Raw genomic sequence first — 24359 nt, forward strand, 5'->3', positions numbered from 1 at the left:
CTCGAGCGGCAAAATAACCATCACGGAGTGGCTGATTGAAACGTCTCGCCTGTCTATTGTTTCCGCTGCTCGCCGCCTGTAGCGCTGGCCCGCTGATGTATCCCGAATCGACAGCAGGTCGCCCGACGCTCCTTTATCCGACCTGCCCTGGGCCGCAGACGGCGATGCGCTTCACAACGACATCAAACGAGCTGAACTGGGTTTTCCTGCTGGTTCACGTCTCGTTGCCGGGAGGCGAGACCTGGCCGCCAGGAGCCGCAGTGACGGAAACCGAGGTACGACTTTCCACACAGCTGTATATGGAATATTCGCCTCGCCGTGCACTTCCCCCCCAGGGTCAATCCGAGACACAACCCAAAGTGCCGCTGCGGATCAGCGCCTCATCGCCGATGGCAACCGTGCAGTTGGCCAACGGAAAAACCTATCAAGTCAGCATCGAACGCCTGAAAACCGGCTTCGATCCGCGCGCCCCTGAAATACGCGATGTTCAGCACCCCGGAAGCCCACTTGGCAAAGGGGATCTGGGCGATTTCATCCTGACCTTGCCCGAGCTGTACCTGAACGGTGAGAAAATCAACACCGCGCCGATCCATTTCAAGAAACGTGAAGAGCGCTATTTCCCGATATTCAACTGTTGAAGGCTCAGACCGGAGAAATGGTCGCGAGCAAGCCGATCAGAATGGTCAGTGTCAGAAATCCACCCAGAAAAAACGCCATCTTGTTCATGTTGCTCTCCTCAATGCTGAGCTTGCGGTGCACCGGACGCTTCGGGATGAAGGACTGCCGCGAGTGACCGGACTACGGGGCTATTCTGAGCCGATGACTGCGCCGGTTACAGAGGCAGATCGCACTGAAAAATACATATCAGATGCACATCTGATCCTGTAGGAGCTGTCGAGTGAAACGAGGCTGCGATCTTTTGATCTTAAAAAAAATAAAATCAAAAGATCGCAGCCTCGTTTCACTCGACAGCTCCTACACAGGCTTTTCATGGGGTGATATTCAGGTAGCCACGACAAGGTTGCCCTGCCGGCGCTTTGATCTAGAGTCTTGAACACCGCGAGAACAACTAGAAAAAACCGGAGTGAACATGACCGACCTGAACCTGCAAGCCAACGTCGCCGAATCCCTTAACCGCTGGCACCAGATGATCCGCACCGGCGACCTCAAAGCCCTGCCCGAGCTGCTCGATCCCAAAGCCGTATTCCGTTCGCCAATGGCGCACTCCCCGTATCCCGGCGCGCCAGTGGTGGCGATGATTCTGAATACCGTGTTTGAAGTTTTTGAAGACTTCAAATACCACCGTGAACTGGCGACGGCGGATGGTCTCAACGTGATTCTGGAATTCAGCGCCAGGGTCGGGACGAAGGAGCTGAAGGGCATCGACATGATTCGCTTTGATGAAAGCGGCAAGATCGTCGAATTTGAAGTGATGGTGCGGCCATTGAGCGGGTTGCAGGCCCTCGGCGAAGAAATGGGCCGGCGCCTCGGCGCATACCTGGCAAACGCAAAACCCTAACTACGAACCCCCATGTAGGAGCTGCCGCAGGCTGCGATCTTTTGATCTTTGTATTTAAGATCAGAATCAAAAGATCGTCCGAACGCGGCCCGAGCCTGCGGCAGCTCCTACATGGGTAGATACAACTCGTGCCCACAAAAAAGCCCACTGACCTTTACCGGTTCAGTGGGCTTTGTGTATCCGGCGTCTAGTTACAGAGCCATATCACGTGCAGCGTTTTCCTTCGGCGCTTCAGCTTTTCCAGCGGCCGGTGCAGCCGGAGCAGCAACCTGACCAATCACCGGAGGCGTCGGCAGTTCGAGGATCTTGGCGGTGTAAGCCCATTCTGCAGCCACTTTGGCTGGATCGCTGTTCAGCTGAGTGCCGTAGCTTGGAACGATCTGGTGCAGCTTGGTTTGCCACTCTGGGCTAGCCACTTTGTCTTTGAAGACTTTCTGCAGCACGCTCAGCATGATCGGTGCAGCGGTCGACGCGCCTGGCGATGCGCCCAGCAGGCCGGCGATGGAGCCGTCTTGCGCGGCAACGATTTCGGTGCCCAGTTTCAGCACGCCGCCAGCGGCTTCATCACGCTTGATGATTTGCACGCGTTGGCCGGCTTGCCACAGGCGCCAGTCTTCGGCTTTGGCGTTCGGGAAGTACTCCTTCAGCGCGTTCATGCGGTCTTCATCCGACAGCATCAGTTGGCCAGCAAGGTACTCGACGAGCGGGTATTCCTTGATGCCGACCTTGGTCATAGGCCAGATGTTGTGGGTGGTGGTGCTGGTCAGCAGGTCCAGGTACGAGCCTTCCTTGAGGAACTTGGTGCTGAAGGTCGCGAATGGGCCAAACAGGATCACGCGCTTGCCGTCCAGAACACGGGTGTCCAGGTGCGGAACCGACATCGGCGGTGCGCCAACCGAAGCTTTACCGTAGGCCTTGGCCAGGTGCTGTTCAGCGATGGCCGGGTTATCGGTCACCAGGAACGAACCACCGACCGGGAAGCCAGCGTATTCCTTGGCTTCAGGAATGCCCGACTTCTGCAGCAGGTGCAGTGCACCGCCGCCAGCGCCGATGAACACGAACTTGGCGTCGGTTTCGGTTTTAGTGCCGTCTTTCAGGTTTTTGTAGCTGACGCGCCAGGTGCCGTCGGCGTTCTTGGTGATGTCCTCGACTTCGCTCGACAGTTTCAGATCGAAGTTAGGCTTGGTTTGCAGGTGGGCAGCGAACTGGCGGGTGATTTCGCCGAAGTTCATGTCGGTACCCAGCGGGCTCCAGGTGGCCGCGATTTTCTGGTTCGGGTCACGCCCTTCCATCATCAGCGGAACCCACTTTTTGATCACAGCCGGGTCTTCGGAGTACTGCATGCCGGCGAACAGCGGGCTCGCTTGCAGGGCTTCGTAGCGCTTTTTCAGGAACTTGATGTTGTCATCGCCCCACACGAAGCTCATGTGCGGAGTGGTGTTGATGAACGAGCGAGGGTTCTTCAGAACGCCTTGCTGAACCTGCCACGCCCAGAACTGACGCGACACCTGGAACGCTTCGTTGATCTCGACCGCTTTCGGGATCGTCACGTTGCCTTTGTCGTCTTCCGGGGTGTAGTTCAACTCAGCCAAAGCCGAGTGACCGGTACCGGCGTTGTTCCAGCCGTTGGAGCTTTCGAGGGCGACGCCATCGAGGCGCTCGACCATTTCCATCGACCAGCTTGGCTCCAGCTCATTGATCCACACACCCAGGGTGGTGCTCATGATGCCGCCGCCGATCAGCAGAACGTCGACTTTCTTTGCTTCGTCAGCATTGGCGGATGTCATCCCCATCGCCAAAGCCAGACCCAGCAGGGCTGTGTTCACTTTTTTAAACATCTGTTGCACCTATGATAAAACGCCTTCCGCCCGCCGCTGTTATCTGTATGCGATCCGCTTTGATGACGCTCAGGCTAGCGTCTGGGATTGCGGCACACTTCAATTTTGACGGGTGGGCACACAAGGCCGACGTGCTGCATCGACCTCAGTTAATGTCCCTTCTGAACTGACTTCTTATCATTATTGGCTTCAGCTACTTGAGCGACAGGGATTCCGTCAGCCCGCCCGAAGGCAAGCAAACTGAATTAGGTCAAACCAAGTTGGCGCGAAGAATATCACGTCAGGGCAAACCCGCGCGTCTGTTCCCGACTTGAGAGTCCTTTTCCGCTCAGGGACTTATCGGCCGTCAATCGCCGAACATGACCCCGGCGCAGGCTCTGACTGAAGCCTTTCAGCGTTCCTGCTGGGGTTATGGCCGTTCATGCCCCTGTCAACGCTGCCCAATCAATCAAGAAGCTGCTAAGTTGTACGATGACTGATGAATTCACATCCTGAATCAATCAGTCATCAAACCCATAACAACAAGGAAATACCTTCCATGAATAACACCCGCCTCCTGATCGGTTTTCTCTGCGCCTTCAGCGGTTACACCCTGGCCGCCCCTGCTCCGGCGGAGAATGACGTCGCCCAGGCCGTCGATCATTTGACCCAGGCGATGCTGCACAAGAACATCGCCGAGCTGAACGCCCTGACCGCGCCCAACCTGACTTACGGCCATTCCAGCGGCAAGATTCAGGACAAGAAAGAATTCATTGCGGATATCGAGACCGGCAAGAGCGCGTTCAAAACGCTAGAGATGCAGAAGCAGACCATCACCTTGTCTGGCGATACCGCGTTGGTGCGCCACCACTTTTCTGCGCAGGCATTGAAGGGCGCTGAGGTGGTACCGACCGAGATCGAGAACTTTCAGGTCTGGCAGAAGCAGGATGGCAAGTGGCTGCTGGTGGGGCGGCAGGCGTTCAAGTTTTGATTGAGATTTATCTGGCCTGAATGGATGTTGACTGGGCTGGCGTCATCGCGAGCAGGCTCACTCCTACAAGGAATTGGGGGCGTGTATGGGATATACGTACCGCCGCGCCCCTTGTAGGAGTGAGCCTGCTCGCGATGGCGGCCACCCAGACAATACAAATCTCCGGTCACAACCGAAACCGGTCCACCGATTGCGCCAACTGCCCCGCCAGGCTGGACAGCTCATCGGTAGTATTCGCCGTCTGCCCGATCACCCGGCTGTTGCCCTCGGACATCCCGGCAATCATTTCCACCTGATGGGCGATTTCGTTACTGGCCTGACTCTGCTCGCCAATCGTGCGGGTAATGTCATTGACCAGTTGCGTGGTGCTCAAGGTCGCTTCGAGGATTTCGCGGATGGCGCGTTCGACGTCAGCCGTTACCGCCATGCCCTTGTCGACCTGTGCCACCCCCGCCTCCATACTGCTGACCGCCTCACGGGTGCTGTTTTGAATGCGCGCGACCATCGCCGCGATCTCTTGCGTCGAGGCACTGGTGCGCGCCGCCAGACTGCGCACCTCATCCGCCACCACCGCAAAGCCCCTACCCTGTTCACCGGCGCGAGCCGCCTCGATCGCAGCGTTGAGCGCCAGCAGGTTGGTCTGGTCGGCAATGCTCTTGATCACCTGAATGATGTTGAAGATGCCTTCCGATTCCTGATCCAGCGTGCGAATCACCTGCGCCGACTGTTGCGCCGAGCGAGCGATGTCGTCCATGTCGCTGACCACTTGATGAATCACCCCTCCGCCCTCTTTCGCCAGGGATTCGGCCTGGTTGGCCATGCTCAGGGCGCGCTCGGCGTGACGGGTTATTTCCTCGATGCTCGCGGTCATCTGGCTGGCGGCCGCGGCCATGGTGCTCGCGGCAACGCTTTGTTGCTGGCTGCTGTCGGCGACCTGATGGCAGCCCTGACTGAGCTGTGCACTCATGCCGCTGACGCCGTGGGCATTGCTGCGCACCACGTCGATCATGTTGCGCAGGTCGCGCTGCATGGTCGCCAACGTGCGAATCAGCGCGCTCGCCTCATCCTTGCCGGACGGCTCGATGATCGCTTCGCCAAGGTTGCCGTGGGCAATGCTTTCGGCGATACGGCTGGCGGTTTTCAGTGGCCCCATGATGCTGCGGACCACCCAGCGTCCTTCGACCAATAGCAGCAACAACCCGGCAAGCAACACCACACCGAGCGCGAGGTTGGCATTACGGATCGCGGCTTCGGTGCCAGCGCTGGTCTGCCGGGTATTGGTTTCGATCAGCTCACTCAAAGCCGCCATCTGCTCTTCGAGCTGGCCAAATGCGTTGTTGAAGGTGCCAAGTTCCTGCTGTGCGGTGTCCGGGTTATCCAGCGCCAGGCCGACAATCCGCTCGCCCGCGTTGATGTAGGTGTCGAGGCTCGGCTTTATCTGCTCCAGCGCCGTGCGCAACGCAGGATTGATCGGCAACTTGAGGTTCTCGTCGAGCACTTCGCGAAAATGCCCCGCGTGTTCGTCGATCGACTTGCGCACTTCTGCCGCCGTGCTGGTGCTCTTGCCCAACCCCACCAGCATCGCCGAGTAGACATCGGCGCGCAGGGCGTCGTGCATCATGTCCGCCTCCATGTGGTTGCGCAGCGCGCTCATGCTGACCGCGTTGTCGCTCACCGCGGCGGCCATCCGCTGGTTGCCGACGTAGCTGACCAGGCTGACGATCAAGGCCGTGAGCAGGCTGGTAACAATCAGCAACACTAAACGCAGTTTGATCGACACCGTGTTTTCCTCCTTGGGGTGCGCCCGAAAACGCTCGTCAGACCTTGAGTTAAGCCTATTTGCACCGGTCTGCTGCGCCAGAGCGTGTCAGCAGGTCCGCCGGACGCGGTAACCGCCATAAAACTTTCGGATTGGGCGGCAAGTCTCACTTTGCAACGCACCCGGACATGCCTTCATCGCTGGTTAATACCGCTGGGCTATCAGTCCACCCTTCAAAAAACTCGTTACAGCAAAAGGAAACGCTTATGAAACGCGCACTGTGGTTGGGCTTGCTCGGTACCTTCGCCATCGGCACCGCTCAGGCGGCGGAGGAAAAAGTCGCCATCAATCTGGTCAGCGCCGATGGCGCCCCGCAAGCGATTGGCTCCATCACCATCAGCGAGACGCCGTATGGCCTGTTGTTCACGCCCGAGCTGAAATCGTTGCCGGCCGGCGTGCACGGTTTTCATGTACATGAAAACGGCAGTTGCGAAGCCGGCATGAAGGATGGCGTCAAAGGCGCCGCACTGGCTGCCGGCGGGCACTTCGACCCGCAGAAAACCGGCAAACACCTCGGCCCTTATGCCGATGGCCACTTGGGTGACTTGCCGGCGGTCTATGTCAGCGCTGACGGTAACGCCAACTATCCGGTGCTGGCGCCGCGCCTGAAGAAAATCGCCGAAGTCAAAGGCCACGCGCTGATGATCCATGCCGGTGGCGACAATCATTCGGACATGCCAAAACCTTTGGGTGGCGGCGGCGATCGCATGGCCTGCGGAGTCATCTGATTTCCCCGCGATGAAGACCCGGGCAACCCGCAACGGCGTTGCCCGCATCGGTTTTGCAATCACACGGACTTTTTCACGCCACGGAACTCCGCCCCTGCGCGCCCCTCTCACATTATGTAGTCCTTCCCTTTTTGCTTCGCGCTTGTGGAGGAACACCGTCATGCGCAAGTTAGTGCTCGTTTCTTCTTTACTCTTATGCCTGCCGGTCGGCTCGGCGCTGGCTCGCGTCGACGCGGGCGATGTCGCCACTTCGGCCGGTGTCTCCGCGTCGCTGTACTCGACCTTCAAGGATCACAAAATGGTGATCCCGGCCCGTGACGACTTGTCTGCATTTGTCGCCAGTGGCGGGGCCATCCGTGGGGTTTATCTCGAGTCGGTGCTGCAGCAGGTGCGCCAGGACAACCCTGGCCTCAACGCCAGCGATGAAGACCTCGCCAACGCGATTCTGGTGCATTACGAAGGCCTCAATCAGTAGCGTTCAGGGACCCGGCAGCCGATGGACGGCCGCTGAACGCGCATAGGCAAAACTGTCCGACGGCCTCTATGATGGAGGCCATGACGACCACTGCGCCATTGCGCTCACCCTGCCCGCCCGGCGCCTGCATTTGCGGGCGCGACCCGTTGCTGGAGACGCCCGGTGCGGACTTGCGCATCCTGCGCCTGACCCGCGAGGAAGAAAAACGCTTGCTCGCGCGCCTGGAAATGCTCAAGGATCTCGACGACCTCAAACAACTGCAACAGCGCATGTTTGACCAGTTGGGCATTCGCGTGGAAGTCGCGCCGGGATTCAATGAAGTGCGGACGATGCGCGGCATCGCCATTCAGATCGACGCCTTGCCAGGATTGTGTCGCAAGACCCGCGCGGCGATTCCGGCAGCAATTCGCCGAGGCCTGGAAAATCATCCGCAAATTGCTTTCGAACTGCTCAACGCGCACGACTTGCTGCGCGACACTTGATCACTTCTTCATGCCGACCCGTTTGCGCATCTCGGCGGTGATGCTCTGGCGGGTTTTCTTCATGTCCGCCCACGGCTCATCACCGACTTCGGCCAGACGTTCATGGACGTTGTGCACGTTCCACTGATTACCGCCCTTGATCTCGGCGACTTCCTCACGGAACAACGGCACCGACACTGGCAAACCTTCACGCGTGCGCGCCGAGTAAGCACAAATGGTGGTGGCGCCGAGACCGTTGCGCAGGTAATCGATGAAGATCCGCCCGACACGGTTTTTCGGCCCGGACACCGCCGAAATCCGCTCCGGCAACAGCTTGGCCATGTGGCTGACAATCGCATGGCTGAAGTCTTTGACCTCATCCCAGCCAAGTTTGCGCGTTATTGGCACGACCAGATGAATGCCCTTGCCGCCACTGGTCTTGAGAAACGCCTTGAGCCCCAACTCATCCAGCACGGTCAGGGTCAGCGCGGTGGCTTCGACCATGCTTTTCCAAGGCAGCGCCGGATCCGGGTCGAGGTCGAGAACGAAGCGATCCGGCTTATCCAGATCGACGGTCGTAGCGTTCCAGGTGTGCAACTCGACAGTGCTCATCTGCACCGCGCCGATCAGCGCTTCGGCGTTGTTGATCAACATCACCGGTTGACCGGTGACGTCTTTGTCCAGCGTAGTGATCCCCGGAATCGCCAAACGCTCGGCGTTCTTCTGGAAAAACAGTTCGCCGGCAATACCGTCCGGAGCGCGCACCAGCGCCACCGGGCGCTCTTTGAGTTGCGGCAGAATCCATTCGGCGACACTGGCGTAATACTCGGCCAATTGCATTTTGGTGGTGCCGCTGACGGCATCGATCACGCGATCCGGGTGGGTGATGCGCACTTTGCCGCTGGCCACACCGAGTTGCGACGGCGCACTGCTGGTGTCAGCCGTAGAGGCTTGTTTGGCGGGGGCTTCTTTCGCTGGTTTTTTCGCGGTGGTTTTCTTCTCTGAAGTCTTCACGGGCTTCGCTCGCTCCTCAGTGATGTCCTTGGCCGGTTTGTCATCGCGCAGACCATGGAACACAGCATGGCGCACCGAGCCGTCCTTGGTCATCTCGGCAAAAGCCACTTCTGCCAACAGCTTCGGCTTCAGCCAGTGCACGCCTTTGGCTTCGAAGCCACTCGGGGGATTGACCACTGCCGCTGTCTTCGCCTGCAACGGTTTCAGTTTGGCGAGGATGCTTTTCAACGTCGCTTCGTTGAACCCGGTGCCAACCTTGCCGGCGTATCGCAATTGGCCGCTGTCGCGATCATGCAGCCCCAGCAACAATGCCCCGAAGGCACTGCGCGAGCCTTTCGGTTCGGTGTAGCCGACCACGACGAATTCTTGCCGATGTTTGCACTTGAGCTTGATCCAGTCGCTGCTGCGCCGCGAGAGATAAGGAGAGCCGAGACGCTTGCCGATCAAGCCCTCCATCTGCATCTGGCAGGCGCTGTTGAGCAAGGCGTCCGGGGTTTCGTCAAAGGCTTCGGAGAAGCGCAGCAGCGGATTTTTCTGCGCGCCGAGGATGGTCGCCAGCGCGGCGCGCCGCTCCTCGACCGGCACTTCGCGCAAGTCGACGCCGTTGAGATACGGCAGATCAAACAGGTAGTAGAGAATGTTAGCGCTACGCCCGACTTCGAAGGCGTTTTGCAGCGCCTGAAAGTCCGGCACCCCGTGTTCGTTGGCGACGACCATTTCGCCGTCCAGCCAAGCTGACTCCAGCCCCAGCGCGGCAAGGGCCTCGGCTTGTTGCGGCAGTTTATGCGTCCAGTCGTGGCCGTTGCGGGTGAACAGTTGCACCTGGTCATGATCGATGCGCGCCATGATCCGATAGCCGTCGAACTTGATCTCGTAGCTCCACTGCCCTTGCGGCGCGCTATCGACCAACGTCGCCAGTTCCGGTTTGAGCTGCGCGGGCAGTTTGGCTTTGTGCGCCCCGGTCAGTTTTCCACTGGCCTGCTTGCGGGGCTTGGCCGGGACTTGCTTCGCCGGCTTGCTTTGCTCGGCAGCGAGTTTGGGTTTACCGACAATCGTGCGCTCACTCAACACACTGTCCGGCTCGGCTACCAACACGTCGTAGTCATCCTGCGGCCGCGCAGCGCTGTCCTGATGCTTGATCAGAAACCATTGCTCCTTCTTGCCCGGCATGTGCGTGCGTACCAGGTTCCAGATCCCGCCGAGCTTCTCGCCTTGCAGCTCAAACTTGAGCTTGCCCTTGGCGTAGGCCTTGTGCGGATCTTCCTGCGGGATCCACACGCCGCGATCCCAGACGATCACATCGCCGGCACCGTAATGCCCCTCGGGAATGCTGCCCTCGAAGGTCGCGTAATCGAGTGGATGGTCTTCGACATGCACCGCCAGACGCTTGACCTTGGGATCGAGTGACGGCCCCTTCGGCACCGCCCAACTCTTCAGCGCGCCATCGAGTTCCAGGCGAAAGTCGTAGTGCAGGTGCGAAGCGTCGTGCTTCTGGATACAGAACTGCAAGGCGTGATCCTTGGCGCTTTTGCTGCCGGAGCGCTTGATCGCCGCCGGCTCCGAAGTCGCTGAAAAATCGCGCATGCGGTTGTAATCATCGAGGTTCCTGTTCATCGCGCACCTGCCTTGCTTCAGCCAATTCGGGTTACGGTCAGCGCAACCACGGCGATCCGGTCGACCCGTTGATAGCCGGGATTGAGCAGCTCCTCGCCGAACACATCGGGATCAAGTTCACGGTAAGTCCAGCCGAAGCGCTTGGCGTCCAGCCGTGGCAGCACCGTGTCGAGAAACGGATCGCGGCCGTCGACCATTGCCACCCCGGTATAGAGCAGCAGCGAGCCGCCGGGGGTCAGCCGATTCAGCGCCTGTTCGACGATGCGCAGCGACAGCCCTGCGCCCAGCGTGCCGCCGCCGTGGCGATAGGCGCGAGCTGCCGGATCGGCCATGTACGGCGGGTTGGCGACGATCAGGTCGAACTCGCCATCGACCCCCTGCAACAGATCGCTGGCGCGTGCTTCGACATTGGCCACCTCCGCCAGCGCGGCATTGATCGTGGTCAGGCGCAACGCGGCGGGGTTGATGTCCAGCGCCAGCACTTGCGCCTCGCGGCGGGCACGGCCAATCAGGATCGCACCGACGCCAGCGCCACAACCAATGTCCACCGCACGCCGGATCGGTGCGAAGTTCTGCTGCAGATGCGCCTGGATGAGTTGGGCGAAACGGTAAGTGTCGGGGCCGAAGAACACCGCGTCCGCCGCATCGGTGGGAAACGCCGAATGCACGAACAGCAAGTCATCGAGGCTTGACCAGCGCACGCGACTCTTCAAGCGTCCCTCGCAGGCATCGAGAATCTGCGCGTCCTGCAATTGGCGTTGTTCATCGGCAGACAACAAGCCCGGCTCGAACGGCCGCGACCAACCAAAGACATCGCGCAGGCAGTCAGCCGGCTGGCCCTCGGCGCGTTGGTTGACGCGCTGATGAGTCAGCGGCGTCGGGGTGATGAAACGATAGTTGTCAGCCTGCAAACGCCGGCCCAATTGCAGCAGCGCAAGATCGTTGGCGCACAGCTGTTCTTCCTGATTCATGGGCAAAGTCCTTAAGGCAGTCGCGATTTCAGTTCGATAAACCGGCGGGTGGCGAGCAGCCCGGCCGGATGCGCGTGGCGCGCGGGCGCGAGCCAGGGAATCAGGATCGGCATTTGCGCGATTGCGTCCTTGCCCTCCAGGGCCGAGTTGAGCTGCTGGACATCCGGATCCACATCGCAGACCGGCAATGGCGCCGAGGCCTGGGTGTGACGCCGAGTGAGTCTCGGCGTATTCGGGCTCGTCCAGTCGGCGGCAATCCAGTCGTGGATCAGTTGCTTTTCATAAGCGCTGAAAACCCCGAACATCGCCGCGCCATCGCCGTCGATCAGTTGGAAGAAGCGGCTGCCTTGCGGGTCTTCATTGCGCTTGATCCAGCCCTTGTTTTGCAACGCCTGGAGGAACCCCGGCAATTGCTCCGGAGCGCTCAGCCATTGATTGACGGTCTGCCCTTCGAAGCGGCAATAGTCGGAATGCATGTGCTGGCCGAAGGGGCGCTTGCGCTCGAGCATCGCCAGCAGCTCACGCTCGAGATCAAACCCTTCGATGATCGCGCGGCTGCCCTGCCCCAGGTCATTGAGTCGATAGCCCAACGACACCCGGCGCAGGAAATCGGCGCGATCCGCCTCGATCGGCAGCAGGTCGAGTACCGCCTGCACGGCCTTTTGCGCGTGGCCGGTGCTGGCGTTGTCGATGGTCACATGCAGGGTGAAGTAATACGGATCGATGCCCAGCTCACTGAGTTCATAACTGCTGATCAACAAGTGCAACGGCAGCTGTTCGTAGCCGAGGTTGTAACCGATCACCTCCGGCAGATAATCCGCCGCGCAGGCGCCAAGGGCCAATTGCAACGCACCCTGCAGGTAGCGCTCATCGGCAATCGCAGTGCTGTCCTGCAAATCGTGTTCAGCCAGAAGTTTGCGGTAGATCACCACATGATTCTGCGCAGGATTACCCTCACCCAATTCTTCCAGATAGGTGCACAGCAAGCCCGCGAAGCGTGGATCCTGCCAGTGTGGCAACAGGCCGCAAAGCCACGCGCCGTCGACCAGTTTGGTCGGCGCCACGGCTTGCAGAAAATACAGCGCCTGCGCCTTGCAGGCGAAGAACTGCCGTGGCCCGCCGGCTTTGCGTTGTTGCAGGTATTGGGCGTATTGCCCGGCGACATCAGTGCAATGCGCGGCCACCCAGGCGTGCCACGTGGCGGGGTCTTGCGGCAGCGGGTCGGGCAATTGCGCGGCGTGTTGCAGGTGCTCCTGCAAGAACGCTTGAGCGAGCGGTTGCGGGTTTTCCTCGTGCAACAGGGCTTGATAAATCGGCCGTATGTTCCCCGCGCAATTCATCGATTGCAGTTGGGCCGGCGCAGCTTGCAGGCGTGTCAGGACAGTCATGGCAATGATCTCGGTCGGTTGGCAGGGCGCTGATTCACACGCCTCTACAGCAGCAGAGAGGCTGCGCCTGCGAAAAATTCAATCGACGTGAAAATTGCCCGGACGGACGGCCACCGAATCCCCCCTGTAGGAGCTGCCGCAGGCTGCGATCTTTTGACCCTGTTTTTTAAAATCAGAATCAAGATCAAAAGATCGCAGCCTTCGGCAGCTCCTACAGGGTTACATCGTGCAATGGGTTGGAATGGCGTGGAGGTGACGGATGGCTATGGTTCAGGGACGTTAGGTTTTGGAGGGCAAAGGAATGCCTGTTGCGGCAAAAGCGTGTGGATTGCGCAAAGGACGATATAGCGAGGCTGGACGTATTTATCTGCTCACTGCAGTTGTGCACGAACGTCAGTCGGTGTTTTCAGATTGGAAGTTGGGAAAACTATTGGTTGAACAGATGCGTGCGGCCAATGACGAGGGAATGGTCAAGTCACTGGCGTTCGTTGTGATGCCAGATCATCTGCATTGGCTGGTTGAGCTAAAGCAAGGTTCTTTGGCGCAACTGATGTGCCGTGTGAAGTCGCGAAGCTGTCGGGCGATCAATATTCGACGTGGCAGTCAGGGGCGATTATGGCAGCGCGGTTATCACGAACGGGCGTTGCGTCGGGAGGAAAATCTCAAGAGTGTCGCGCGATATATCGTCATGAACCCTTTGCGGGCCGGGCTGGTGCAGCGGTTGGGGGATTACCCGCTCTGGGATGCGGTTTGGATTTGAAGATCAAAAGATCGCAGCCGCGTTTTGCGCGACCACGCTCCCCTGTAGGAGCTGCCGAAGGCTGCGATCTTTTGACTTTTGACTTTTGACTTTTGACTTCTGACTTTCGCCTCAGGCCTGCCCCTTGGCCTGCTGCTCCAGATGCACCTGCAACTCAGGATCAATCCGCAACGCCGCCGCCAACGCGTCCAGATAACTGCGCTCAGCGTCCTGCTGATCATCCACCAGCATCACACTGGCCAGGTACATTTCAGCGGCGACCGCCGGATCGTCATTCGCTGCCTGAGCCACTTCGCTCGCGTCCAGCGGCTTGGCGACTTCCGCATCGAGCCATTGCTGCAACTGCGGGTCATCGGTGTGCTTGCCGATTTCGCTGCTGATCAGGTGTTTCTCTTTTTCATCGATGCGCCCGTCCGCCTTGGCTGCCGCAATCAACGCGCGCAGCACCGCGTGGCTGTGTTCTTCGACATCGGGACCGGCGAGCAGATTGGCCGTTTGCGGCAGCTGTTGCGGCGCCGCGCTCGCCTGGCTGCGTTGCCAGGCTTGATAAGCCTGGTACGCCATCATCCCCAGTGATGCCAGCGCCGCGTAATTGCTGCCACCGGAGCGACTTTGCGTACCGCCTCCGCCACCCAAGGCGCCGCCCAACCCGCCAGCACCGCCACCCAGCAGGCCGCCGAGCAAACCACCCAGACCGCCAAGCCCACCGCCCGCAGAACCACCGCGCGTGCCGCTGGCGTCGGCGCCACCCAGCAGACCGCCCAGCAAGCCGCCGAGCCCGCCGAGGCCATCACCGGTCGTAGCGCTGGTTTGTTGTCCCGCCGAGGCCTGGCCTCGCAGCAGTTGTTCGAGCAAATCGCTGGTGTTCATGACGTCATCCTCAGGCTAAGGCCGTGACTGCGTCTGGCAACGATAGACCGCTGCGGCAGGAGCGCCAGCACCGTTGGGCTGACGCTGAATCCGCCAGGGTATTTCCCTCGCGTAATTTTTCCGTGGCCAGCTAAGATTCAAGGAGGGTGAACCTTATCCCGGCCAAACCGGTCGATAGCTGCAACCCCGACCCGGTTTGCCGGCGCCCTTGCTGCCCAAGGGTGATACCCGGCCTGCTTCATTTTTCTGGAGAACGCCCCCGTGATATCGACCGTACACATCGCCAGGCTCAAAGCATGGGGCGCCCATGGTTTTACTGCGACTGGCGTGGTCACTGCATTCCTGGCCACCCTCGCCCTGCTGGAAAATCAGCCGACCCACTGCCTGATGTGGCTCGGCGTCGCGCTGATCGTCGACGGCCTCGACGGTGCGTTGGCACGCAAGGTCAACGTGCAATCGGTGCTACCGAGTTTCGACGGTTCGATCCTCGATCTGGTGATCGATTACCTGACGTACGTGTTCATTCCGGCGCTGTTCATCTATCGCTACATTCCCCTGCCCGACTACACCCTGCTGCTGACGGTGTCGCTGATTCTGGTGTCGTCGCTGTTCTGCTTCTGCAACGTCAACATGAAGAGCAAGGACAACTATTTCGTCGGGTTCCCGGCCGCGTGGAATGTCGTTGCCCTGTGCCTGTACATCATCGGCCCGGGGCCGTGGATCACCTTCCTGACCGTGATCGGCCTGGCGCTGCTGACCGTAACGCAAATGAAATTCCTGCACCCCTTCCGCGTGCGCCGCTTCATGCCGATCAACATCGCGGTGACGGCGATCTGGTTGCTGTGCAGCCTGTCGCTGGTGCTCCAGCACCCGGTGATAAACCCGCTGGTGATGGGGCTGTGGTTGCTGATGTCGGCATATTTTCTCGGGATCTGCATCTGGCGCACGGCGCTGGAATGGTTTGAGCGGCCGCCCGTGAAATAGACCTTCACCCCAACTACATTTCCCTTGTGGGAGCGAGCCTGCTCGCGAAGAAGGAGTGTCAGACAACATCTGTGTTGAATGACACAACGCTTTCGCGAGCAGGCTCGCTCCCACAGGGATCTCCACTCAGCGTTTACTGATCACCACCTCCAGATACTCGCTCGGCACCACCAGCGATCCCTCCCCCGCCCGGTTCATGCGATTGAGCAAATCCGCCAGATCGCTTTCCAGCGCCTGCGCGCTTTCCGGCGGCAGCACCGCGAAAGCCTTGTGCACCGGCCCGTACCAATGGCGAAAGATGTCGATGAAGTGCGCCGCCGAGCGATAGCGGAAGTTGAACTCGCGCCGGGTTACGCGCACCAGAAAATCGCGGTCATCGAAGTGTTTGTGCAGCCAAGCGTCCGAGCCCCAGTTCGATGGCGGTTGCGCACCGGCGGGCGGTGGCAGATGGTGGCCGAGGATCTTGAACATCTGGCCGACGAAGCCTTCCGGCGTCCAGTTGGCCAGACCGATACGCCCGCCTCGGCGACAGACTCGTCCCAACTCGCCAGCAGCCTTGGTCTGATCCGGCGCGAACATCACGCCAAACGTCGACAGCACGGCGTCAAAACTGTCATCGGCAAACGGCAAGGCTTCGGCATCGGCGACCTGGAACGTCACGTCCAGATGCTCGGCCCGGGCGCGATCCTGACCCCTTTCCAGCAGGGCTGCGACGTAATCGGTCGAGGTCACCAGACAGCCACGCCGCGCCGCCGCCAGCGTCGCATTGCCATTGCCGGCAGCGACATCCAGCACCGCTTCATCGCACAGCAGGTTGCAGGCTTCGGCGAGGTTTTCGCCGACGATTTGCAGCGTGGTGCCGACCACGGCGTAGTCACCACTGGCCCAGGCGACTTTCTGGCGTTCCTTCAAGGCAGTGAGATCAATCGGTGTACTCATGAGGTCGAGCTCCGCTGCAAGTCGGGACGATGGTCATTCGGCGGTGGTCGGGTCGATGACCGTTATCACCCGCGCCACGCTATTGGCCGGGAATCCTCCGAGCCTGGCGTGCTCACGCACCTGTTCCTCATCAGGGGCGATATAGACGCAGTAGATTTTATCGGCGGTGACGTAACTCTGTAGCCACTGCACCTGTGGGCCAAGTTGGCGCAACGCCTGGCAGGACGTTTGCGACACGGCCTGGAGTTCTGCTTCCGACAGCTTTCCGGCCCCTGGAATCTCGCGTTCAATCACGAATTTCGGCATGGCAACCTCGCGTTCTTGTTATGTGGCAGAGCCGGCAGTGACCCCGCTTCAGCACTATCGCGCCGCAGCCGGCCGGCGTCCTTGCCAATCGTCCGGCAACCGCGCAAAACAGCGGCTTTGCCGATGAGTGGCGGCAATCTGTTAAGCCGCTGCAACACCGTCGGGATTGCCAAGTGCCGGACATTGGTTTTTGATGCGCGTTCGCCACCGCAACGGACTCGACCGATGTCACTGCAACTCGACTGGCTCGCCGGCCACATGCATCACAGCGACACGTATGCCGCCTGGATTCACCAGCAGTTCCACTACGAATATGCCCATCAACCGTTGGCCGAATGGCAGCGCGAATTTGCCGATGGCCAAAGCAATGGCAAGTGGTCGTGCCTGATCGCCTTCGACGGTGACCGATTGATCGGCGGTGCCGCGCTGGCTCGTGATGATCTCGCCCATCGGCCTGACCTCGGCCCGTGGCTGGCCTGCGTTTTCGTCGACCCACAGGCGCGCGGACAAGGTCTGGCGGAACAGTTGATCGAAGGCGTCTGCGATGAAGCGCAAAGGCGCGGACTGAAACGACTGTATCTGCACACGCAGAACAAACGGGACTACTACGCCAAACGCGGCTGGCAGAGGCTGGAAGACTTCCGCGCCTGGGATAATCAACATTGGCTCATGGTGCGCGACCTCTGAGCTTTTGATCAGGCGGATGGTGCTTTGGCCTCTTGCAGCAGTTGCCGGATCATTTGTTCCTGCTCTGCATAACGTCCCTCGCCGAAGTGGCTGTAGCGCACCTGCCCCTTGGCATCAATCAGGTAATGCGCCGGCCAGTACTGGTTGTCGAAGCTGCGCCAGATCGCGTAGTTGTTATCGATGGCCACCGGGTAGGTGATGCCGAGTTTCGCGACCTGATCCCTGACGTTGTCGATGATCCGCTCGTAGCCGTATTCCGGGGTGTGCACGCCGATGACCACCAGGCCATCCTTCTGGTACTTCTGCGCCCAGTCTTTGACATAGGGCAGCGTGTGCTGGCAGTTGATGCAGTCGTAGGTCCAGAAGTCGACCAGCACCACTTTGCCGCGCAGGGATTGCGCGCTCAGCTCAGGCGAGTTGAGCCATTGCACGGCACCGGACAGCGGCGGCATCCCACCCTTGCTTGCGTCAGGCATGGAATCGGCTTTCACTTTGCTGATGAAGTAGTCGAGCACTTTCGGCAGGTTTTCCAGCACGCTGCTCTCGACCGTCGCGACGCCTGCGGAAGAGGTACCGGCGAGCAGGGTTTTGTCCGCTCCCGTGGCAATCAGCACTGCTGCAGCAAGCACCGCAACACCGGCCCCGCGCCGCAACCAACCGGTAAACGGGATCGACGGTTTGAGCCGATTGACCAGGCCGCGACCAGCAAAAATCAGCGTTGCCAACGACAAGGCGCTGCCCGCGCCATAAGCCAGCAACAACAAGCTGGTGTGGGCATTGGCGCCTTGCACCATCGCGCCAGTCAGGATCACCCCAAGAATCGGCCCCGCACAGGGCGCCCACAGCAGACCGGTGGCGACGCCGAGCAGGAGCGATGCCAGCGGCCCGGCGTTTTTGCGCGTGCCTGCATCGAGACGGTTGCCGAGCGCCACAAACGGCCGCGTCAACCAGTCACCGATGCGCGCGGAAATCAACGACAAGGCAAACAACATCATTACGATCAACGCGAGGTGACGACCGCTGTTGCTGGCCTGAATCACCCACTCGCTGCTGACCACGGCCAGGCTGGAAATCAGGGCAAAGGTCAGGGCCATGCCGGCCAAGGTCAGCAGGATCGCCGAGCGCTTGCGATTGGCGCCGGCAAACAGGAACGGCACCACCGGCAGAATGCAGGGACTGAGGACGGTCAGCAGACCGCCAAGAAATGCGATGAGGTACATGGTCGGTCACTCAAGGTGAATGGGCACGGCCTGACTGAGGCCAGGGCTTCAAGCGTTCTGGCTTTCCAGCCAAAGGCTCTGCGGCGTGCGGCTGGCGCCGTTTTCGACAACCAGGTCATCAGCATTGACCGGCGGCGTCAGTTGAAAGCAGCTGCCGCTGTGGCAGCTATGCTGTTCAACCGCAGCGTTGGCATCGGCGGCAAAACCGGCGCAGGCAAAAGCGCTGGCAGTCAATAAACGTGAGAGTTTGTTCATGGTGTTTTCCTCAAGGCTTCAGTGGAGTTGAGTCGAGGCGCTCGGTGGAGGCCTCGATGGCGCTCATTTGAAGCCCGCGAGGTATCACGGATGTGTCGGCAAACGGCGCGGGTAAATCGCTGTGTATCGCTGCCGCGCGGGGATACACAGCGATACAGAACCCTGAAAAAACCCGGTATTTGCGTTTCCGTGTATCGCTTGTCACCGCAGATACACTGCAATACAAAGGCAGGCAGGCGCGCCGGCAAAGGCTCGATAGACTGCAGGGCATTCCCTTTGATAGAGGTTCTGGGCGATGGAACATGTCGATCACATTCTCATCGTTGACGACGATCGCGAGATCCGCGAACTGGTCGGCAACTACCTGAAGAAAAACGGCCTGCGTACCACGGTGGTCGCCGACGGCCGACAGATGCGCAGTTTTCTCGAAGCCAATACCGTCGACCTGATCGTCCTCGACATCATGATGCCGGGCGACGATGGCCTGCAGCTGTGCCGGGAACTACGCGTGGGCAAACACAAAGCCACACCGGTGCTGATGCTGACTGCGCGCAACGATGAAACCGATCGCATCATCGGTCTGGAAATGGGCGCCGATGACTATCTGACCAAACCCTTCGCCGCCCGTGAACTGCTCGCGCGGATCAACGCTGTGCTTCGGCGCACGCGCATGCTGCCGCCCAATCTGGTGGTTACCGAAGCTGGGCGTTTACTGGCGTTCGGTCGTTGGCAACTGGACACCTCGGCGCGCCATCTGCTCGACAAGGACGGCACCATGGTCGCGCTGAGTGGCGCAGAATACCGTTTGCTGCGGGTATTTCTCGATCATCCGCAACGCGTGCTCAGCCGCGATCAGTTGCTCAACCTGACCCAGGGCCGCGACGCCGACCTGTTCGACCGCTCGATCGATTTGCTGGTCAGCCGCTTGCGCCAGCGTCTGCTCGACGATGCGCGCGAGCCGGCCTATATCAAGACCGTGCGCAGCGAAGGTTATGTGTTTTCGCTACCGGTCGAGATCCTCGGTGCCCCGGCATGAAGCTGAACCTGCACTGGCCGCGCACCCTCGCCTCGCGGCTGTCGCTGATTTTCCTGATCGGGCTGATCCTCGCCCAGGCGCTGTCATTCGGCGCGCAGTATTACGAGCGTTACCAGAGCGCGAAGAACACCATGCTCGGCAACCTCGAAACCGACGTTTCGACCTCGATTGCCATCCTCGACCGCTTGCCCGCCGAAGAGCGTCCGGCCTGGCTGCAACGTCTGGCGCGGGCCAATTACGGCTATCTGCTGAGCGAGGGCGAAGTGGGCACGCCGATTGCGTCAGGCAATGTGCCGATTGCCGTCACCTCGATCACCGAGGCCATCGGTGAGCAATACCCGCTGACCTTCAGCGATATTGCCGGCGCGCAAAAACACTTTCAGGGGCATTTGCGCCTGAGCGACGGCAGCCCGGTGACCATCGATGTGCGCCCGGCGATGGTGCCCCTCTCGCCGTGGTTGCCGGTGGTGCTGCTCGGGCAGTTGGCGTTGATGATTGCCTGCACCTGGCTGGCGGTGCGCATCGCCATCCGCCCGCTCACGCGCCTGGCCAATGCGGTGGAAACCCTCGACCCCAATGCGCATCCGATCAATCTGCACGAACAAGGCCCGACTGAAGTGGTGTACGCGGCGCGTGCGTTCAACGCGATGCAGGCGCGGATCGCCGCGTATCTGAAAGAACGCATGCAACTGCTGGCAGCGATTTCCCATGACCTGCAAACCCCGATCACGCGGATGAAACTGCGCGCCGAGTTCATGGACGACTCGGCGGAAAAAGACAAACTGTGCAATGACCTCGGCGAGATGGAGCATCTGGTACGCGAAGGCGTGGCCTATGCCCGCAGCATTCATGGCTCGACCGAAGAAAGCCGGCGCACCAACATGGATTCATTCCTCGAAAGTCTGGTGTTCGACTATCAGGACATGGGCAATAATGTGCAGCTAGTGGGCAAGAGCGAAGTGGTGGTCGACACCCGTCCGCATGCGCTGCGCCGGGTGTTGGTCAATCTCACCGACAACGCGCTGAAATTCGCCGGCAGCGCCGAAGTCTGGGTCGAAGCGAACAAGGGCAGCCTGGCGATTACCGTCATGGATCGCGGCCCGGGCATCGCCGAAACGCAACTGGCGAAAGTGATGGAACCGTTCTATCGCGTGGAAAATTCGCGCAATCGCAGCACTGGCGGCACGGGGCTTGGCCTGGCCATCGCCCAGCAATTGGCGATGGCGCTGGGCGGCTCGTTGACCTTGAGCAATCGCCAGGGTGGCGGCCTCTGCGCCGAGCTGAAATTGCCGCTGCAGCAAAATCTGTAGGAGTGAGGCTGCTCGCGATAGCGTCCCGTCAGTCAATATACATTCGACTGTAGGAACGCTATCGCGAGCAGGCTCACTCCTACAGGGGATCAGGTTGCCAGGCCGATGACCTGATCTGCTTGCAGCTGCTGTAATAACGCCAGGCCAGCGTCGATGAACGAGGTGTTACCGACCTCGCCAGCCTCCTTGGCCAATCCCTGCAACTGCTCATGCCCGGTCAGAGACGCAAACTCGGTGATGCGCTGCAACAAGCGCCAGGCCAACGGGCTGAGTTCGGAAAACTGCACACTGAAATCAGCCGTTCGCCGCACCAGAATCAGCGTCGGCTGTGGTGGCGCAATCGACGGCTGATAATCCGGCGACAGCAGCTGCACCGGCCATGCATAAGCCAATGGCCAGGCCAGCGCCGAAACCTGCAATGGCCGCTGAAGTAAAAATTCCGCATCGCCCACCGGCAATGGTTCAGCGTCGGCCTGCTGCAAGGCCATTTCCACCCATTCGTAATGTGCCAGCTCCAGCACAAATGCCGGCCATTCGCCCGTGCGCAAGATCTCGGGTGCGCTGGCGAGAAAACCGACAAACTCTTCGGCGATCTCGGCAAACTTGGGCGTCTGTGCGCGGTAGTCGCGCAGAAACCCGCGCACCAGCGTTTGCCAGCGTGCCGCACCGATGATACGTATCAGCACCGGAAAGGTCGGACTCAACAACGCCGATACGTTATTCAACAGCAGATCGCGATAGACATTGACCCGCGCCATGTTCATCTCGGCCGGCGGGGACTGGTTGTCAGGATCGCGCAGATATCGGGTCAGCGCCTGTTGTTGCTGCAAGAGGTTAGCCATGGCTGGTGGCCTCCCGGGATTGCAGCTGGCGGATTGTCTGCAGTTCTGCGACCAGCTCGGTAAATGCCGGAAAGTTGAAATCCCGTTCCAACAAGGTCGGCTGCGCACCAAAACGTCTATACGCCTCGGCCAGCAACGCCCAAACCACAGGTTTCACCGCAGCACCGTGGGTGTCGATTTTCAGCGTCGCGGACTCATCGAAGTGCCCGGCGACGTGCATGCCCACCACCCTGCCCGGCTCGATCCCGGCGAGAAATGCCAGCGGATCGAAACCGTGATTGATCGAGTTGACGTAGACGTTGTTGACGTCCAGCAGCAGGTCGCAATCGGCCTCGCGCAACACCGCATTGGTGAACGACACTTCGTCCATGTCCTGGCGCGGAGCGGCGTAATAGGAGACGTTTTCCACCGCCAGACGCCGGCCGAGAATATCCTGAGCATGACGAATCCGCGCCGCGACGTGGTGCACGGCTTCTTCGGTGAATGGCAGCGGCAGCAGGTCATAAAGATGACCGTCATCGCTGCAAAAACTCAGATGTTCGCTGTACAGCGGCACGTGATAATGATCGAGAAACACGCGGACTTCCTGAAGAAATCCAACATCCAGCGGCGCCGAGCCGCCAAGCGACAGTGACAAGCCGTGGCAGGACAACGGATAACGCTCGGCCAACTCGCGCAAAGCCGCACCGTGGGCACCGTGGGCACCGCCGACACCGATCCAGTTTTCCGGGGCGACTTCAAGGAAGTCGAAATCACCTGCGCTGGCGGCTTGCAGATCTTTGAGCAGGCCACGGCGCAGACCGAGTCCGACGCGCGAGGGCATTGATGTTTTGAAGTTTGACATGGGGCACCTCGAGTATTGGCTGACCCCGACAGTAGAAATGCTGGCTGTATCGGAGCTGTGTCCAGCCCGCCGACTTTTGCCACATTGCGTATCACCCGCCCATTGATACACACGGAGATACACGACGCTGACGCCATTTAGCGCAAACGCGATAAAAAGCGACCTTTTTATACCTGTCAAAGTTGACAGTATCGGACGGACAAATGTGCCTCTTATAGTGGTGCTCCAACGGTCGGCATGACCATTGGAGAGGAAGTGCAAACTGCGCACTTGAAATGCCCCCGAATTGCCCAGCAAGACTAGACTCTTAATTACCCTGTTCACACCCAGGGCAACCGGGGCGATGGCACGCAGGACGCGGCTTTCGCTCGAACCCAAGACGACCACACCCCAGAGGTGTATGCCTGGGATAAGCAAGACCTCTGGATCGTGATCCAGGCACAGGAGCATCATCATGGACGAACTCAAACTCAACGAATTCATGGGCAAACTGGTCAACGACATGGGCGGTGCGGCGATGCTCGCCAATGTCATTGTCGGCGAGGAACTCGGACTGTACAGGGCGATGGCCGACAGTCAGTTGATCAGCCCCAAAGCCCTCGCGGAAAAAACCACCTGCAACCCACGGCTGGTACGCGAGTGGCTCAGCGCGCACGCCGCCTCCGGCTACATGGAGCACCGCGACGGCCAGTTTCGCTTGCCGGAAGAACAGGCACTGGCGCTGGCCGTGGAAGATTCCCCGGTGTATGTCGCCGGCGGGCTGGGCGTGGTGGCGTCGTTTTTCCATGACAAGGACAAACTGGTCAAAGCCATGCGCGGCAACGGCGCCCTGCCCTGGGGCGATCACCATCCGTGCATGTTCAGCGGCACCGAACGGTTTTTCCGTCCGGGCTACAAAGGTCACCTGATCGCCGAATGGCTGCCGGCGCTGGAGGGCGTCGTCGACAAACTCGCAAAAGGTGCCAAAGTCGCCGACATTGGCTGCGGCCATGGCGCCTCGACCGTGATCATGGCGCAGGCGTTTCCCAACTCGCGCTTTGTTGGCTTCGACTATCACGCGCCGTCGATCACCGTCGCCACCCAGCGCGCGGAAGAAGGCGGCGTCAGCAGCCGGGCGAAGTTCTTCCAGGGCACAGCGAAAAATTATCCGGACGATGACTATGACCTGATCTGCTATTTCGATTGCCTGCACGACATGGGCGACCCGGTCGGTGCCGCGCGGCATGCCTTCGACTCGTTGAAGGATGACGGCACCGTGTTGCTGGTCGAGCCATTCGCCAACGATAAACTGGACGACAACATCAATCCGGTCGGACGCCTGTTTTATGCCGCGTCGACGTTCATCTGCACGCCGAATTCGCTGTCACAGGAAGTCGGCCTGGGCCTCGGTGCGCAGGCCGGGGAAATGCGCCTGCGCAAAGTCTTCAACGAGGCCGGCTTCAAAACATTCCGCCGCGCGGCGCAAACGCCGTTCAACCTGATACTGGAGGCACGCAAGTAACCCTGCTT

General features: G+C 60.0%; 24 protein-coding genes and 1 pseudogene. 12 read left to right on the plus strand and 13 right to left on the minus strand.

Annotation, left to right across the window (positions count from 1 at the left end):
• Window positions 1–35 precede the first annotated feature (35 nt).
• The gene (locus C2E19_RS18680) at window positions 36–638 is read left to right on the plus strand and encodes a hypothetical protein (RefSeq protein ID WP_129394539.1); all 603 of its coding nucleotides are present in this window, start codon (window positions 36–38) and stop codon (window positions 636–638) included.
• Window positions 639–1090: 452 nt separating this feature from the next.
• On the plus strand, window positions 1091–1519 hold the full coding sequence (locus C2E19_RS18690; protein ID WP_129394540.1) for a nuclear transport factor 2 family protein: 429 nt from the start codon (window positions 1091–1093) through the stop codon (window positions 1517–1519).
• Window positions 1520–1710: 191 nt separating this feature from the next.
• On the opposite strand, the gene mqo is transcribed toward C2E19_RS18690, so the two are convergent.
• The gene (gene mqo, locus C2E19_RS18695; RefSeq protein WP_129394541.1) at window positions 1711–3357 is read right to left on the minus strand and encodes a malate dehydrogenase (quinone); all 1647 of its coding nucleotides are present in this window, start codon (window positions 3355–3357) and stop codon (window positions 1711–1713) included.
• 538 nt (window positions 3358–3895) lie between these two features.
• Here mqo and C2E19_RS18700 point away from each other — a divergent pair.
• The gene (locus C2E19_RS18700) at window positions 3896–4327 is read left to right on the plus strand and encodes a nuclear transport factor 2 family protein (RefSeq protein WP_129394542.1); all 432 of its coding nucleotides are present in this window, start codon (window positions 3896–3898) and stop codon (window positions 4325–4327) included.
• 166 nt (window positions 4328–4493) lie between these two features.
• Here the strand turns inward: C2E19_RS18700 and C2E19_RS29430 are convergent, their stop codons facing one another.
• Complete coding sequence (locus tag C2E19_RS29430) at window positions 4494–5357, minus strand: methyl-accepting chemotaxis protein (RefSeq protein WP_372238487.1); 864 nt, start codon at window positions 5355–5357, stop codon at window positions 4494–4496.
• Window positions 5352–6107, minus strand: a pseudogene (locus C2E19_RS29435) (MCP four helix bundle domain-containing protein); the annotation flags it as partial. The gene C2E19_RS29430 and the pseudogene C2E19_RS29435, both read right to left, overlap by 6 nt.
• Before the next feature lie 245 nt (window positions 6108–6352).
• Between C2E19_RS29435 and sodC the strand changes: the two are divergent.
• From sodC to C2E19_RS18720, 3 genes are all read left to right on the plus strand, one after another.
• Window positions 6353–6874, plus strand: a complete 522-nt coding sequence (gene sodC, locus C2E19_RS18710) for a superoxide dismutase family protein (protein ID WP_129394544.1) — start codon at window positions 6353–6355, stop codon at window positions 6872–6874.
• Window positions 6875–7034: 160 nt separating this feature from the next.
• Entirely contained in the window at window positions 7035–7349 is a 315-nt protein-coding gene (locus C2E19_RS18715) for a DUF2388 domain-containing protein (protein WP_122594408.1), read from the plus strand.
• Window positions 7350–7429: 80 nt separating this feature from the next.
• Window positions 7430–7831 carry a hypothetical protein gene (locus C2E19_RS18720; RefSeq protein WP_174823939.1) on the plus strand — a complete coding sequence of 134 codons (402 nt, stop codon included), beginning with the start codon at window positions 7430–7432 and terminating at the stop codon, window positions 7829–7831.
• On the opposite strand, the gene ligD is transcribed toward C2E19_RS18720, so the two are convergent.
• From ligD to C2E19_RS18735, 3 genes are read right to left on the minus strand one after another with little or no spacing between them, the layout of a single operon-like run.
• Complete coding sequence (ligD, locus tag C2E19_RS18725) at window positions 7832–10438, minus strand: DNA ligase D (RefSeq protein WP_129394546.1); 2607 nt, start codon at window positions 10436–10438, stop codon at window positions 7832–7834. It abuts the gene before it with no gap.
• 17 nt (window positions 10439–10455) lie between these two features.
• Window positions 10456–11409, minus strand: coding sequence for a class I SAM-dependent methyltransferase (locus C2E19_RS18730; protein ID WP_129394547.1), 954 nt, complete (start codon window positions 11407–11409; stop codon window positions 10456–10458).
• Between the two features lie 11 nt (window positions 11410–11420).
• The gene (locus C2E19_RS18735) at window positions 11421–12797 is read right to left on the minus strand and encodes an iron-containing redox enzyme family protein (RefSeq protein WP_129394548.1); all 1377 of its coding nucleotides are present in this window, start codon (window positions 12795–12797) and stop codon (window positions 11421–11423) included.
• Between the two features lie 301 nt (window positions 12798–13098).
• Between C2E19_RS18735 and C2E19_RS18740 the strand changes: the two genes are divergently transcribed.
• On the plus strand, window positions 13099–13557 hold the full coding sequence (locus C2E19_RS18740; protein WP_129394549.1) for a transposase: 459 nt from the start codon (window positions 13099–13101) through the stop codon (window positions 13555–13557).
• 111 nt (window positions 13558–13668) lie between these two features.
• Here C2E19_RS18740 and C2E19_RS18745 read toward each other — a convergent pair whose 3' ends face one another.
• Window positions 13669–14427: a tellurite resistance TerB family protein gene (locus tag C2E19_RS18745; RefSeq protein ID WP_129394550.1), complete on the minus strand. Its 759-nt coding sequence runs from the start codon at window positions 14425–14427 to the stop codon at window positions 13669–13671.
• Window positions 14428–14688: 261 nt separating this feature from the next.
• On the opposite strand from C2E19_RS18745, the gene pcsA reads away from it, so the two are divergent.
• Entirely contained in the window at window positions 14689–15411 is a 723-nt protein-coding gene (gene pcsA, locus C2E19_RS18750) for a phosphatidylcholine synthase (RefSeq protein WP_129394551.1), read from the plus strand.
• Between the two features lie 126 nt (window positions 15412–15537).
• Here pcsA and C2E19_RS18760 read toward each other — a convergent pair whose 3' ends face one another.
• Window positions 15538–16350, minus strand: coding sequence for a class I SAM-dependent methyltransferase (locus tag C2E19_RS18760; protein WP_129394552.1), 813 nt, complete (start codon window positions 16348–16350; stop codon window positions 15538–15540).
• 33 nt (window positions 16351–16383) lie between these two features.
• Window positions 16384–16656, minus strand: coding sequence for a DUF4242 domain-containing protein (locus C2E19_RS18765; RefSeq protein WP_129394553.1), 273 nt, complete (start codon window positions 16654–16656; stop codon window positions 16384–16386).
• A 225-nt stretch (window positions 16657–16881) separates the two neighbouring features.
• On the opposite strand from C2E19_RS18765, the gene C2E19_RS18770 reads away from it, so the two are divergent.
• On the plus strand, window positions 16882–17343 hold the full coding sequence (locus C2E19_RS18770) for a GNAT family N-acetyltransferase (RefSeq protein ID WP_129394554.1): 462 nt from the start codon (window positions 16882–16884) through the stop codon (window positions 17341–17343).
• Between the two features lie 8 nt (window positions 17344–17351).
• On the opposite strand, the gene C2E19_RS18775 is transcribed toward C2E19_RS18770, so the two are convergent.
• Both C2E19_RS18775 and C2E19_RS18780 read right to left on the minus strand, forming a co-directional pair.
• Window positions 17352–18563, minus strand: a complete 1212-nt coding sequence (locus C2E19_RS18775; RefSeq protein ID WP_129394555.1) for a cytochrome c biogenesis protein DipZ — start codon at window positions 18561–18563, stop codon at window positions 17352–17354.
• A 48-nt stretch (window positions 18564–18611) separates the two neighbouring features.
• A complete protein-coding gene (locus C2E19_RS18780; protein WP_129394556.1) occupies window positions 18612–18818 on the minus strand; it encodes a hypothetical protein in 207 nt (68 codons plus the stop codon).
• A gap of 295 nt (window positions 18819–19113) precedes the next feature.
• Between C2E19_RS18780 and C2E19_RS18785 the strand changes: the two genes are divergently transcribed.
• Both C2E19_RS18785 and C2E19_RS18790 read left to right on the plus strand, forming a co-directional pair.
• A complete protein-coding gene (locus C2E19_RS18785; protein WP_064392669.1) occupies window positions 19114–19854 on the plus strand; it encodes a response regulator in 741 nt (246 codons plus the stop codon).
• Window positions 19851–21164: an ATP-binding protein gene (locus tag C2E19_RS18790; protein WP_129394557.1), complete on the plus strand. Its 1314-nt coding sequence runs from the start codon at window positions 19851–19853 to the stop codon at window positions 21162–21164. Before C2E19_RS18785 ends, C2E19_RS18790 begins: the two co-directional genes overlap by 4 nt.
• 89 nt (window positions 21165–21253) lie before the next feature.
• Here C2E19_RS18790 and C2E19_RS18795 read toward each other — a convergent pair whose 3' ends face one another.
• Both C2E19_RS18795 and C2E19_RS18800 read right to left on the minus strand, forming a co-directional pair.
• Window positions 21254–22006, minus strand: a complete 753-nt coding sequence (locus C2E19_RS18795; protein WP_129394558.1) for a DUF2063 domain-containing protein — start codon at window positions 22004–22006, stop codon at window positions 21254–21256.
• Window positions 21999–22850, minus strand: a complete 852-nt coding sequence (locus C2E19_RS18800; RefSeq protein ID WP_129394559.1) for a DUF692 domain-containing protein — start codon at window positions 22848–22850, stop codon at window positions 21999–22001. The genes C2E19_RS18795 and C2E19_RS18800 overlap by 8 nt, the downstream gene beginning before the upstream one ends.
• 454 nt (window positions 22851–23304) lie before the next feature.
• Between C2E19_RS18800 and C2E19_RS18805 the strand changes: the two genes are divergently transcribed.
• Window positions 23305–24351: a class I SAM-dependent methyltransferase gene (locus tag C2E19_RS18805; protein ID WP_129394560.1), complete on the plus strand. Its 1047-nt coding sequence runs from the start codon at window positions 23305–23307 to the stop codon at window positions 24349–24351.
• The last annotated feature ends 8 nt before the right edge of the window (window positions 24352–24359 follow it).

Source organism: Pseudomonas sp. DTU12.3 (assembly GCF_004124275.1).
Lineage (GTDB): Bacteria > Pseudomonadota > Gammaproteobacteria > Pseudomonadales > Pseudomonadaceae > Aquipseudomonas > Aquipseudomonas helmanticensis.